The organism is Billgrantia ethanolica, assembly GCF_021404305.1.
Lineage (GTDB): Bacteria > Pseudomonadota > Gammaproteobacteria > Pseudomonadales > Halomonadaceae > Halomonas > Halomonas ethanolica.
Genome location: NZ_JABFTX010000001.1, coordinates 1288883 through 1302268 on the forward strand (window position 1 = coordinate 1288883; position 13386 = coordinate 1302268).

A 13386-nucleotide genomic window follows, 5' to 3' on the forward strand; every position below is an offset into this window, starting at 1 on the left:
AATTGGGTTTCTCATCGTCGCGCCACTATTCCTGTTCGAGCTATTGCTGCTCGGGATTGAGCGTGCGGCGTAGACTTTCGGTAAATTGTTCAACGGGCGCCAGATCGACTTCGCTCTCGAGACGCGTACTCATCGGACTCGGCACGCCAGGCCCACCCAGGATGCCAGGCCGGCGAATGTACTCCGCCACTTCCGGCAGCAGCACCAGCAGCTCGATACGGCGGTTATCGGCATCGAACGGGTCGGTATCCGGCAGCATGACGCGATCGGCGAAACCCGATACGCGCAGCAGCTTGTCCGAGTCGAGCCCGCCGGCTACCAGCTCACGCCGCGAGGCATTGGCCCGATCGCTGGAGAGCTCCCAGTTGCTGTAGCCGCGATAGCCTCCCGCATAGGGCCGGCTGTCGGTATGGCCGCTGATACTGAGATAGTTGGGCAAGTCGTTGAGCAACGGTGCAATGGTCCGCAGCAGGCTGCGCATGTAGGGCTCGACTCGATCGCTGCCGATGGCGAACATCGGCCTGAGTTCATGATCGAGCAACTGAATACGCAGCCCCTCGGGGGTCAGATCGAAGCGCATCTGCTGGCGCAGTTCGCGCAGTTCCGGGTCGGCCTCTATCGCCGCCTCGATGCGCCGCTGAAGATCCATGAAGAAGCGACGCTGCTGCTCGCTGGGCCGCGAGAACTCACGCGTATCGATCCGCGCCCGCTCGCCGTCGCTGTGAACCGGATCGGGGCCGCCGCCGGGTATGGCACGAGTACTGCCCGAGCGATCCCCCCCCGTGACCGCGCTGGTCAACGGCGTGCTGAAGTACTCCGCCACCCCCTGACGCTGCTCTTCACTGGCCACCGAGAGGATCCACATCACCAGGAACAGGGCCATCAGCGCCGTCATGAAGTCGGCCAGGGCGATCTTCCAGCTCCCGCCGTGGTGGCTGTGGACGACCTTCTTGCGCCGGATGATGATCGGGCGCTTATCTCCCGCCGCACTCATTCCGCTGCCGCACCCGACTTGGCGTTACGCACGTAGGTTTCGAGCTCGGTGAAACCCGGGCGATCGGCGGTGTGCAGGGCCTTGCGGCCGAACTCTACCGCCAGTTGCGGTGCGTAACCATGCAAGCTGGCCAGCAGCGTGATGCGAATGCACTGCAGCATCTTCTCCGCTTCCTTGATCTGACGCTCGATGCTGCTGGCCACCGGGTTGATGAAGCCGTAGCCCATCAGAATCCCCAGAAAGGTACCTACCAGAGCGTGGGCAATCATCTCTCCCATCTGCTCCGGACCGGCATCGGCATAGGTCAAGGCCTTCACCACCCCCATGACGGCGGCCACGATGCCGAATGCCGGCATGGCGTCGCCCACCTTGGCGATGGCATCCGCCGGGATGTGGGCCTCCTGCTCGAAGGTCTCGATCTCATGCAGCATCAGCTCGTCGATTTCCATGGGATCCATGCCCCCAGCCACCATCAAGCGCAGGTAGTCGGTCAGGAAGTTCATGATCATCGGGTCGGCCAGCACCTTGGGGTGTTCCTGAAACAGCGCACTCTCCTGCGGGCTGTCGATGTCGCGCTCGATGCCCAGCATGCCTTCGCGGCGCACCTTGGTCAGCAGCTTGAACTGCAGTGCAAGCAGCTCCATGTACATCTCTTTGTTGTACTTCTTGGTGCGCTTGAGCTTGGCAAAAACCTTGAAAGTAGCCTTGATCGCCTTGCCGTTGTTGGCAGCGATGAAGGCTCCCACACCGGCGCCGCCGATCATCAGCAGCTCAGTAGGCTGGTAGAGTGGGCCAAGGAAGCCGCCGGCCAGCACGAAGCCGCCGAAGACGCAAAGTATGACTACGATGTAACCGAGCAGAATCAGCACAACCGATACCCTTCAGTGGACGCGAGTGTCGTTAACCCAATCTATCGGCCTGGTCCGGCAACACTTGAGGCCTTGCCGAAAAAAAGAATGAATTCGAGTGGATAGACAGCAGAACGCCGCCCCGACCGGGGCGGCGTTCAAAGGCATAATCGAGCGTGAGGCGAAAAGCGAATCAACCGACGCGCTTGGTCAGCACCATCTCTTGCTCGACCTCGGCGGCTTCGCGTTCGCGACGCTTACGCGTCTTACCGGCACGTGAAGGGGGCATACAGATACCGCACACGTAATCATGATCCGGGGTATGGGCATGAGCGACGAAGTTGCCGCCGCAGTGATTGCATGCCGAGAGCTGCAGCAGGTCGCTTTCGAAGAAGCGCACCAGGGTCCAGGCACGGGTCAACGCCAGTACCGGCTCAGCCTGGTCGATGCCGACCTGCTCGCTGTAGAGACGATAGGCCGTGACGAAAGCCTGCATCCTCTCGCACCCCTGCTCCTTGAGCAGATTGCGATAGATGTTGTAGAACAGCGAGGCATGCACGTTGGGAAGCCAGGTAATGAACCAATCGGTGGAGAATGGCAGCATACCCTTGGGCGGCGACATGCCGCGCACTTCCTTGAACAGCCGAATCAGACGAGCCCGGCTCAGGTCGGTTTCGGTTTCCAATACCTGCAGGCGTGCACCCAGCTCGATCAACTCAATGGCCAACTGGACCTGCTGCATCTCCTCGACGAGGCTTTTCTGCGACATCTCACACCCCCCGCGACAAGGAAGTCGTCCCACGGCCTGCCATGAGCAGCGAGGCGTGGAACTGAGACAATCCATTGTCACGGGGGTTATCGACGACTTGACGCAGCTTCTCGGCACCTTCGAACCCGAAGTGGCAGAGAAGTTGATTGGTACGCGCCAGACGCGTCAGCTGTGCCGCACCGAGCGAAAGCAACAGATCGGCGGTTTCGACATCGATCTTCAAACGAAACATGGCCGCAGCCCGGTCGTCGTTGAGCAGACGCTGAGCCAGGAGCAGATAGGCAAGATTGAGCTCCTGGATGTCATCCAGGTGATTCGTATTCTTCATTTTTCGAGTTTCCCTGCACGTGGTTGAATCACGTGTACTTATATTTTTGTTTCTTTCTGTGTCGAGTCCCAGGTCCCGCTGACAAAGCTAGCCATCGCGATAGCTGGAAGCCTGGAAAAGAGCTTACATGCGCATTGTGACCACTGTTTTACAACCTGCCAACCGCTAGCGCACTCCAGGCTCATTAATGCACAATACTGAGCCTGCTAAACCTTTAGGACTAGTTTGTTAACGCCTTGTGCGGCAACACAAAAAAGATTACATACACCACTTGACAAATCGATCGGAAAACCCACTGAATTACAAAAATTTACACAAACACACTAATCGTTTCTTTGTATCCCCTGCCCATCGGCAACCTCATACACCCAAACGAGTAGTTCCGCGATGACCTGGTAGAGCATCGGCGGGATTCGCTCATCCAGATCCAGCCCCATCAGCAGCGATACCAGCTCCGGGGCATCATGAACGTAGATACCTTGACGCTGGGCTTCGGCCAGGATTCGCTCGGCCATGTCGCCGTAGCCCTTGGCCAGCACCCTAGGCGCATCATCGCCGTCTCGATAGGCCAACGCCACCGCCTGACGACGACGCTCAGGCTTGGGTTTCGTCATGCGCTTCTCCCCCTTCCGCTGCCGACTCCCATAGACGAGCATCGATCAATACCGTCTCGAGCCCGGCAGCCCGGAGCCGACGCTCGAGCTCTGGCACTCCGGCCTGCAAGACAGCTAGCGCAACATCGTCTCGACTCAGCAACTGCAGCCTGAGCTGCTGCTCCTGCAACCAAAGCGCAATACCAAGCTCGCCCAACCCCGGCACCGTCAACCGGAGCTCGGAGTGCCAGGCGTGGGAAGAGGCATCGTCTTCACCGCTGTCAGCCTCCTCCCCATCGCGCCGAGCCCCAGCGGGCATATGGATCATCAAGGCCATGAAGATGCCCGACCAGACATCCCCCTCCCAACGCAGGATGGGCGTTACCAACATTTCGAGCTGATGGCGGACCACACCTTGCAGGTTCTCGTGCACGGGCTCGCCGCGGGTCCGCAGCGACGGATCGACGCTCTCACGCGCCGATATCTCAGCACCCTCACGGGACACAGTGGATGTCGTAACATCCCTGGCTGCCCCCGGCAGGGAAGATGACCCATCACCGCCAGGGCGCTCACCACGAGCTGTGGCAGGATACAGCGATTCTGTCGAAATATAGGTTTGCGCTGCCTGTGCCGCCTGCCCCAGGATCGCCTGGCCCTGCATGGCCTGTCCCGCCATTGCCTGGCCAGGTATCGGTTGGCCTGGGCTCACCTGGCCAGGCAATGGCGGCATGGCTGCGGCCGATGGCGCAGCAGGCGCAGTGCCGGCCGTTGCGGGGGGTGTCGATGCAGGGGTGAAGCGCAGGGTGCGCATCATCTGCGGCTCGCGCTCCAACTGCTGGCGACTCACCTCGCCGCGATACCAGCGTGAGAGGTGCGATTCGTAGAAAAGACCGCTGTCGCGTATGGCTGTCTGCAGCCTATCGGCCAGTGTCGTGGCGCCCGGCGTCTCGCTCGCTCCGATCAACGGAGCAGGTGCGCTCAATACCGAGGGCGGGGCCGGGAAGCGCAGCAGAAGATCGGCAATGGTACGTGCCGAGGGGCTGAAGTGGGTCTGGGTGGACGCGGGTGACGATAGTGTATCGGCTCGCGGCGCCTGACCTTCGCCACGCTGGGATGAGGTCGTCGCACCGGGAAGAGGTGCTACGGCAGGGCGTCGCCCATCCAGGCGCGAGTCGCTGTGCAGGGCCCGCGGGCCCTCACCAGGATCGACCGGGCGTACGGGCTCATTCAGATCTCGCGGCGGCGCCGTATCGACACGCTTGCCCAGCACCTGATGGAGCAGCGTGTCCAGCAGCGGCGTGATGCCACTCACGGCGTCTCCGGACCGAACTTGTCGCTCGCTTCGACGACGATGGATGCTTGCTTGCCATAGCTGCGATGCAGATCGCGCTGTCTCCGGCTGGCCCCCATCAACTGTCCGAGCTCGTTACGACGCTCCAGCAGTTGCTCACGAATGGCCAGATCATCGGCCAGGATAGCCTCGAGCAGATCGGCCTTGAGCTGAATCTCCGTCTGATTGAGCTGGGCCTCCTTGTCGAGCTGCCGGAGTCGGTCTGCCAGTTGCAGATAACCCGACTGTCGCTCGATGAGGTCATCCCACTCACCGGCCCTTGCCAGCTCGAGCATGATCGCGACCTGCCGCCTGAGCTGGGCATAGCCGTCGAGGACGGCACGTGCAGTGGACATTGCCATTCAACCTTGCGCTCCCGCGCTTCCAATCTCGCGCCACGCCGACGCGATGTCATCCAGCAGGCTCTCGGCTTGATCGAGGCTTTCCTGGTCATTATGCAGGTTGGCTGCCAGCAGCAGCCTGCCGATGTAGTCGTAGAGTGAACCGAGCCGCTCGGCGATCTCGCCGCCCTTCTCGAGATCCAACGCGGCCATCAGGCCATTGTTGACGATGTCCAACGCCTTGGAAATGGACTTGCCCTTTTCCAAGGTATTGCCAGCTTGCATATGAATGCGAGCCGCACGGATGGCTCCCTGGGCGCCGTCGAACAGCATCACGATCAACTGATGCGGCGAAGCCGACATGACGGCACTTTCGACACCCACTCTAGCGTAGGCTCCCGCCCCCCTTCCGTAAGTGGCAGCTCCTCGCACAATGCTCATGGACGATTCTCCAATGTATAGTGGCTGCGGAATACCATTCCTTGCTGCGGCTTAACCCGAGGCGTACTCAGCCTACGGATCAGCCCGGCAAGTGTGGCAGGCTTCGCGCAAAGGGTTCTGGTGAAAAGCCCGCAGCCTAGGGGTTATTTCCTTCTATCGGCGAAACAGTACCCGACTTTAGCCCCGCTCAGGTGGAAACAGGCACTTCTTCGACCATACCCCCCAGCCGCGACTCGACGTCGCCGCGCAGCACCTCACCCATGGTCTCTTCGGGCGGCGCCATTTCGTCAGTCAGCTGCACCTGGAACGGCTTGCCCTGCTGATCGAGCCGCTGTATCCAGCCCATTGCGCCGCCGGAGAAGCGCACCAGGGAACCGACCGGGCGCAGCCCGAAGCGCTGCACATAGCGCTTCACCCAGCGCGGGTCGAACTGCTGCGGCGACTTGAGCAAGTGCCGATAGACAGCATCGATACGCCAGGCCGGCCGGTCGGCACGGTTGCGGCGCATGGCATCCACCACATCGACGACCGCACTCATACGCGCCAGCTCGGAGAGCCCTTCACTCATGACGCCCGCCGGGTATCCGCTGCCATCCAGCCGCTCATTGGCGCTGACCACCACGGCGTGCAGCACCTTCTCCGACAGCCACTGGCAGCGCCCCATCCGCTGGACCAGCAGGTCGACATGCTGCTTGAGCTGGATATGCTCGTCCGGACCGAACGAACCGGCAGCGATCAGGCCGGACGGCAGCAGCCCCTTACCCAGATCATGAATCATGGCACTCGCCGCCAAGGCCTTGCGCACGTCCCGCGGCACCGAGCTGGTACCGGCCAGGGCCAGCATATGCACGGCCACGCCGAGACCATGACGTACCAGCACCGGCTCCTGGCCCAGGCAGCGGGTGGCGAAAAGCAGCGCCTCGATATCCTCCTCGGCCAGCTGGAGCAACATGTCGGCGTGACGGGAGAGCTGCACAGGGTCAACGTCATCGCCCTGCTGCAGTTCCAGCAGTTGCGCATCGAGGTAGCCCGCCACCCGCGCCAGGCGTCGCGCCATGGGAGTCGGGTAGCTCATCAAGTTACGCCGGCCGACCGATGGTGAAGCACCGGAAGATTGGCTCTGGAACAGCATCGAAGGAAGCCGCCCCACGTCGGGTTCATCGCCATAGCGTGACGACTCGCGCTCGATCTCGCGCACGAAGAACCATAGCTTGCGCTCCTGTTCGGCACTGCAGGCGTGGAACTGGAACCCCACCCTCAGGGTCTGGCGATCGCTGTCCGCTACCTTGTGACGCGGGGCCGCCTGCACCGTAAAGCGGCTGCCATTGGGGAAACACAACTCAATCTCTACCAGTGCCGCTTCGGCCAGCAAAGTGGCAGCCGAAGACGGCAGCTCCAGCTGACATCCCTGCTGAGAGAGGTCCTTGAGATCGCCCTGAACCGTGACATCCCCCTCTCCTTCAGTGCCACGCAGGATGGCTCCTACCTCCATACCCAGCCGCAGACGGGCGCGATAGGCCTCACGCCGCTGCATCTCTTCCAGATAGTGGGGATAATCGCACTGACACTGCACCCGCCCCTGCAAGGCTTCCACCTGCAGGGCCTTGAGGGATGGCGTACGGATCATCTTCCCGTGTACCTGGCCCAGCAGACGAAAGCCCATACCACGCTTCAGTTCACCGACGATCTCACGCACTGCCGTAATGTCGAGGAGCATCGATGCTGGCGGCGCCTGCTCCATCACGACGACCGGCATGGGGGCGCTGCCTGGCCTGTCGAGCAGCAGTGAGGCACCGCCGGGCTGGATCAATTGATCCAGCAGCACCTCGATCTCGCTCGGACTCCCCACCCGTATGAATTCATCCCCTTGCTGCTCCATCCTTGCTTCTCCGCCCTTTGGGTCATTGACCTATTCTTTTTTCTTGCGCATCTCGCCTGTGTCTACGAGAGCCTGCTGGCCGGCAGTACACCACCCTCGGTAGCCGCTCTGCGCTGCTCCAGGTATACACGTAGCTTCGCGAGCGGCATCGGACGGGCAAAGAAGAAGCCTTGGAACACGTCGCAACCATGCGCCGCCAGGAAATCCCGCTGCTCGGATTCTTCGATACCTTCGGCCACCACGGCAAGCCCCAGATGGTGTGCCATGGAGATGATCCCCTGAACGATCGCTCCATCATGACGGCTACTGGCGATGTCGCGTACGAAACTGCGGTCGATCTTGATCTTGCCGATCGGCAACTGCTTGAGATAACTGAGACTCGAGAACCCAGTACCGAAGTCGTCGATAGAAACCTCGACCCCCATGTCACGCAGACGATGCAGCGTTTCGACGGCAGCGGCCGAGTCGGCCATCAGAATGCCCTCGGTCAGTTCCAGCTCGAGATATTCTGGCGAGAGCCCGGTCTCGAGCAGCGCCTGCTGCAAATTACTGAGAAAGTTCGGCCGCCGGAACTGCAGCGGCGAAAGATTGACTGACACCCGATGATGGCCGTAGCCCTCGACCGCCAGCCGACACATGTCTCGACAGGCCTGACGCAGCACCCACTCACTGATAGGACCGATCTGCCCGGTATCTTCGGCCAAGGGGATGAACAGGCCGGGAGAGAGGTAACCCTTGACGGGGTGCTTCCAGCGCACCAGCGCCTCGACTCCGACCACGTCGCCGCTACGGGCATCGAGCAGAGGCTGGTAGTGCAGCTCGAAGTTCTCTGCCTCGATCGCCTCCTGTAGATCGTTGCGCAACGCCATCCGCGCGCTGACTTCCTCGTTGATGTCGCTGGTAAAGCACTCCCAGGCATTGCGCCCCTTCTGCTTGGCACGATACATGGCCATGTCGGCCTGCTGGATGAGCTCGACCGGATTCTCCAGTTCATCCTGCAAGAAGGCGATGCCGACACTGGCACCGATATAGAGCTCATGCTCGCCCACCCGGAACGGGCGGCGAATACAGGCGAGAAGTCGCTCCACCAGACGAATGGCGCTCTCCTCCCGCGCAAGCTCCGGCAGCAAAATGACGAATTCGTCACTCCCGAAGCGGGCCAGCGTATCACCGGGGTCCAGCTCGTCAGCCAGGCGCTGGGCAACCTGGATCAGCACCTGATCGCCCACTTCATGACCCAGGCTGTCGTTGATCGGCTTGAAATCATCCAGATCGACGAACAGCACCGCCAGGGTGCGGCCATGGCGCTTGGCCAGCTGAACGTCGTGAAGGAGGTGGTCCTCGAACAGGGAGCGATTGGCCAGCCCCGTCAGCGCATCGTGGCTGGCATGGAAGGAGAGCTTCGCCTCATAGGACTTGCGCTCGGAGATGTCATGCTGAATGCCGACGAAATGCGTTACCACACCTTCCCCATCTCGCACCGGGGCCAAGTAGAGATTGTTCCAGAACGGCGTACCGTCCTTGCGGTAATTGCACAGTGTGACGTTGATATCGCGCTGCTCTGCAAGCGCCTGGCTCATCTGGGCCACCGCCTCCGGGTCGGTCTCGCTGCCCTGCAGGAAGTTGCAATTCCGCCCCAGCACCTCGTCCCGCCGATAGCCGGTAATTCTCTCGAACGCTTCGTTGACGTAAATAACCGGCAAGCTCTCGGTCTGCGCATCGACGATGATGATGCCATTGATACTGGCCTCGACGCTGCGCTGGAGAATACGCAGCTCCGTCTCCCGACGGTGCTGCTCGGTCATGTCCTTGGCAATACCGTAGAAGCCGATCACGCCACCATTGACGACGATGGGCAAGTTGGTCACGTCGAGGTAGACGGTCCGCGCCTCACGATGATGAATGGTGGCGGAATAGCGGAAGGCCTCACCCGGGTCGGCATTCTGGAACAAGGCCTGGATGCGCGAACGGTCCTCGGGCAGCACCATTACCGAATAGTGCGTACCGATGAGCTGCTCCATCGAATAGCCCGTTACCTTGCTGCAAGCGGCATTGACCGAGGTGAAGTGTCCTGCCAGGTCGAGCGAGAACACCGCATCGGGATGATAGGTGAACAGCGAGCGATAGCGCTGCTCGTTCTCCCGCAGCGCCTTACGATTGCGCTCACGCTCCACCGCCAGCGATACCAACTCGGCGGCTTCGATCACGCGGCGCCGATCACTTCTTCTGGGCTCACCCGGCTGGCGATAATAGATAGCAAAGGTGCCTAATACCTCCGAATTGCTGCCGCTCACCGGATATGACCAGCACGCCCCGAGACCATGCTCAGCGGCGAGCGCATGAAATCCACGCCAGTGAGGATCGCGCGCGATATCGGCACTTACCACGAAATCGCGGATGAAGGCCGCACGGCCGCAGGCGCCGTTCTTCGGCCCTATCGCGGTACCAGTGATCGCGTCGCAATAGGCTTGGGGCAGGCTCAGGCTGTAGATGCGGTTCAGATAGAGGCGCGCTTCATCGCACAACATGATCGAAGCAATTCCGCCCGGAACCTGCGCCTCCACGATCCGGCAGATTGCGCCGAGTGTTTCCTCCAACGGCTGGTCGCGCGCGATCAGGGTCTGCACACGCTGCTGGGCCCGCAGGTGGCGCTGAGTTCGCGCCAAAGCCAGTGAACGCCGGCGGCTCAGATCCGCCATGGAGAGACTGAACGCCAGCAGGTAGCTCAACACGAGCCCTGCCACCCCCACTCCCAATGGGATCGCCTCTCCCAAACTGGACATGGCAAAGGGTCCGTCACCCTCCACCTTGACGTTCAAGGTGGCCCCGCCCGGCAATATCAGAAAACCGCGCTGAAGCTCCGTCTCCATGCTGCCAAAGGGGTGGTTGGCGACCATCACACTTCCATGGCGCTCCACGGATAGCGCCAACGGAGTGACGAGAGAGTGGAGCCCCTGATCGAACAGCCGGCTCAAATCGAGAACGGCCACCAGCCTGGCCTGGGCAGACTCATGCAACGGCACCGATAACAGTGCCAGCTCAGGGTGAGCGTCATCCGGCAATACCCAGCGCGGATAGTCACCGCCGACTGCCAGCCAGTCCAGCAACCAGTCATGCTGCTCCAGCCAGTTGAGCAACTGAAACGAATCTCCTCTTTCGCGCCCCCACTGAAACCGCTCGCTGTCACCGTCCTGCCAGTAGAGCGATTGCAGACTAGGCAGGTCGCGGAAGTAAGTATCGGCTTCGACCTGTCGAAACGAGGGCGGTGGCAAACCGCCGAATTCAGCCCAGCGTGACGCCATGCGTTGCAGCTCACGCTGCTGCCTGTCCACCACGCCCTCCGCGCTGATCTTGAAGTTACTTAACAGCTCGGTCGCGTGCTGCTGCCTGGCGTCGTACTGCTGCCAGGTGAGCGCATACCAGGCAAGCCCACTCGCCAAGACCCCACCGGCCAGCGCTACGACCACGCCACGATTCATGAGTGGAGAGACGTTGGGATGACGTGCCATCGACATCATGGCGGTGCCGGTCAGCAAGGCAGGCAACGCCGTGAACGGTGTGGCAAAGGCGGTGCCCCAAGGGCTTGGCCTGAGCAGGTCGGGTCTTAGCCCGGCGACGATGCTCAGCCCGCCGACGAGCATGACCGCAACTCCTCCGAACAACCAGAGGTAACGACCACGCGCAGAGCCGATACCCGCCATGAGACAGATTGAAACGATCAATACCGCAATGCTGGTTGCAGGTGAAAGTGAGAGCTGCTGTGCAAGTATCGCCGCGGCAACGTCTGACGGCAGCCAGGTCAACACTGGCGCAAAAAGACCGAACGGCAGCAGCAGCGCTCCACTGCACTGTGCCACCTTGGTTCGGCCAAGGAGCGTTGCAAGCAAACCGGCGCCTACAAGTAGCATGAGCGGCAAACTGACCCGAGCCGGCTGCCACCCCATCGGAAGCTGCCAGCTTGCCAGGCCATTGACACCACCCATCACCAGCAGCAGAACCGGCACGAGCAGCAGCCAGGTATGCAGTGCTACCTGCTGTGAATTGTTGGGCATCAGGCTCTCGCTGAACGACACTCTATTAAGTCGGGTATCGGCAGGCGACCGCAAAACTTGAGGGCACGTCACTCATCAGACAAAGGATTGTTAGCCACCATGACCTGATTGCGCCCTTCCCGCTTGGCCCGGTACAACGCCTCATCGGCGCGCTTCAGCGCCTGCTGCGGCGGCTCGTCCTGCAGCAGCCGGGTCACGCCGATGCTGGTGGTCACTGCAATGATCCTGTCGTCGTGGTCGGTGAATTCGCTCTTCTCCACGGCATAGCGAATGCGCTCTGCAACCTCCATCGCCCGAGCTTCACCGCTACCCACCAATATGATGACGTACTCCTCGCCGCCGTAGCGAGCGACACAGTCGTGCCGGCGCGTCTGCCTCACCAGTAGATCGGCGAACTGACACAGCACTCTGTCGCCGCCCGAGTGACCGTAGCTGTCGTTGATGCGCTTGAAGTGATCGAGATCCAGAATCAGCAATGAACAGGGCACGTTGCCAAAACTCCCCTGCCCTTCGGTTTCGCGCTGCCAGGCCTGCACCTTGCTCAGATGCAACTCGAGCGCCCCCCGGTTGAAGAGTCCGGTCAGCGGATCGTGGGTCGCCTGGCGATAGAGCCGTAACAGCAGGCTGAGCTGAAAATGGTTGGCCGCCAGAGACACCACCAGAAGGCTTGCCAGCAGCCAGAGGCTTTCTACCCCTTGCCCGGTCAGCCAACTGCCGTCGGCCAACTGCGCGAAGCCCAGCAGGCCCAGCATGGCGAGGCCGGCCCCCAAGGATTCCAACAGCGTGAAGGGAAACACACTGAGCGCCGCTACCAGCAGAAAGGGGATGAAGCCATAGCCCACCAGGTTCACCAACTGCTCCGGCGGCAGAACGATGAGCACCAGCAGGTAAAAGGCTGCCGGCAGGGCCAGCAGCATGCCGGCACTGAAGCGAATGCGGCGGATACGCTCGCGGCTGAAATAGGCCAGTGCCAACACCCCCACCAATCCCAGCATCAGCATGACCCGCCCCAGCAGCGTGTAGCGCAGCAGATCGACCGGCAGTGCCAGCGTATCCACCACGATCCACAGCGGCGAGAGCAAGGCAAAGATGAGCCCCACCGCCAGCACGCGGCTGCGCAGGTAGCGGGCATGGGCGAAGGCAAAATCCCGCGAATGATGGCGGCTGCTCAGTGTATCGCGCAGAGCGCTCAGGCCGACGAACAGCTCATGCCCTACCTCGGGCGGCTCGGCAAGAGCATCCAGGCTACGATTCTGATAGTCGCGAGGTTGCCGCGTCTTGCTGGAAAACATGGTAGCGCCCTTGTACGCGGCCGTCCGTGGCAGGCCGATTAGCACGGAATGTGCAGGTGCGGTTATATCAGAGCCCATCCAACCTAACGAGACACGAAGGTTTGACATTCGACAAACAGGGGGACGATTCAACGCTATTTCGATTGAAAGTGACTATCTCAGACGTTCAATCGAGTGAAAGCTACCCTCAGGGGAGAACGAGAGCCGAAAGGTACCGTGTACGCCGTCGCGGGTCACCACGCGCCGCAGCGCCTCCGCTGGAAACACCACCCGGCGACCGTCCAGGCTATGGGCCAGCACCTGCCCCACCCGACCCTCGTAGTGGGCCAGGCAAGCCTCGGCGGAAAGCTCGATGACGACGTCGATACTCGGCATGAAAAAGGGCATCCGGAAGAACGAAACGCTTCCATACTACCGTTTGCGTTACCAAGATACCCACCGTTGCGCTTGCAGGGACGAACTGCGAGATAACGCTGCCGGGGTGGAAAGCGCCCCCGGCCCGTCGTCAACCTGCATCTA

At 61.3% G+C, this 13386-nt stretch carries 12 protein-coding genes; all 12 read right to left on the bottom strand.

The window, feature by feature from the left end; translation table 11 throughout:
- Positions 1–40: 40 nt before the first annotated feature.
- Positions 41–994, bottom strand: a complete 954-nt coding sequence (motB, locus tag HOP53_RS05765; protein ID WP_234269126.1) for a flagellar motor protein MotB — start codon at positions 992–994, stop codon at positions 41–43.
- On the bottom strand, positions 991–1863 hold the full coding sequence (gene motA, locus HOP53_RS05770) for a flagellar motor stator protein MotA (protein WP_234269127.1): 873 nt from the start codon (positions 1861–1863) through the stop codon (positions 991–993). Before motA ends, motB begins: the two co-directional genes overlap by 4 nt.
- A 172-nt stretch (positions 1864–2035) precedes the next feature.
- Positions 2036–2611 carry a flagellar transcriptional regulator FlhC gene (gene flhC, locus HOP53_RS05775; protein ID WP_234269128.1) on the bottom strand — a complete coding sequence of 192 codons (576 nt, stop codon included), beginning with the start codon at positions 2609–2611 and terminating at the stop codon, positions 2036–2038.
- Position 2612: 1 nt separating this feature from the next.
- Positions 2613–2939 carry a flagellar transcriptional regulator FlhD gene (gene flhD, locus HOP53_RS05780; RefSeq protein ID WP_234269129.1) on the bottom strand — a complete coding sequence of 109 codons (327 nt, stop codon included), beginning with the start codon at positions 2937–2939 and terminating at the stop codon, positions 2613–2615.
- 323 nt (positions 2940–3262) lie between these two features.
- Entirely contained in the window at positions 3263–3553 is a 291-nt protein-coding gene (locus tag HOP53_RS05785; RefSeq protein ID WP_234269130.1) for an EscU/YscU/HrcU family type III secretion system export apparatus switch protein, read from the bottom strand.
- A complete protein-coding gene (locus HOP53_RS21640) occupies positions 3534–4844 on the bottom strand; it encodes a flagellar hook-length control protein FliK (protein WP_234269131.1) in 1311 nt (436 codons plus the stop codon). The genes HOP53_RS05785 and HOP53_RS21640 overlap by 20 nt, the downstream gene beginning before the upstream one ends.
- Positions 4841–5218 carry a flagellar protein FliT gene (locus HOP53_RS05795; protein ID WP_234269132.1) on the bottom strand — a complete coding sequence of 126 codons (378 nt, stop codon included), beginning with the start codon at positions 5216–5218 and terminating at the stop codon, positions 4841–4843. The genes HOP53_RS21640 and HOP53_RS05795 overlap by 4 nt, the downstream gene beginning before the upstream one ends.
- A gap of 6 nt (positions 5219–5224) precedes the next feature.
- A complete protein-coding gene (gene fliS / locus HOP53_RS05800) occupies positions 5225–5644 on the bottom strand; it encodes a flagellar export chaperone FliS (protein WP_234269133.1) in 420 nt (139 codons plus the stop codon).
- 187 nt (positions 5645–5831) lie between these two features.
- Positions 5832–7523 (bottom strand): HD domain-containing phosphohydrolase, encoded by a 1692-nt coding sequence (locus tag HOP53_RS05805; protein WP_234269134.1) that lies wholly within the window; start codon positions 7521–7523, stop codon positions 5832–5834.
- 62 nt (positions 7524–7585) lie between these two features.
- Positions 7586–11575 carry an EAL domain-containing protein gene (locus HOP53_RS05810; protein WP_234269135.1) on the bottom strand — a complete coding sequence of 1330 codons (3990 nt, stop codon included), beginning with the start codon at positions 11573–11575 and terminating at the stop codon, positions 7586–7588.
- Between the two features lie 68 nt (positions 11576–11643).
- The gene (locus tag HOP53_RS05815; protein ID WP_234269136.1) at positions 11644–12867 is read right to left on the bottom strand and encodes a GGDEF domain-containing protein; all 1224 of its coding nucleotides are present in this window, start codon (positions 12865–12867) and stop codon (positions 11644–11646) included.
- A gap of 153 nt (positions 12868–13020) precedes the next feature.
- On the bottom strand, positions 13021–13242 hold the full coding sequence (locus HOP53_RS05820) for a DUF2835 domain-containing protein (protein ID WP_234269137.1): 222 nt from the start codon (positions 13240–13242) through the stop codon (positions 13021–13023).
- Positions 13243–13386 lie beyond the last annotated feature (144 nt).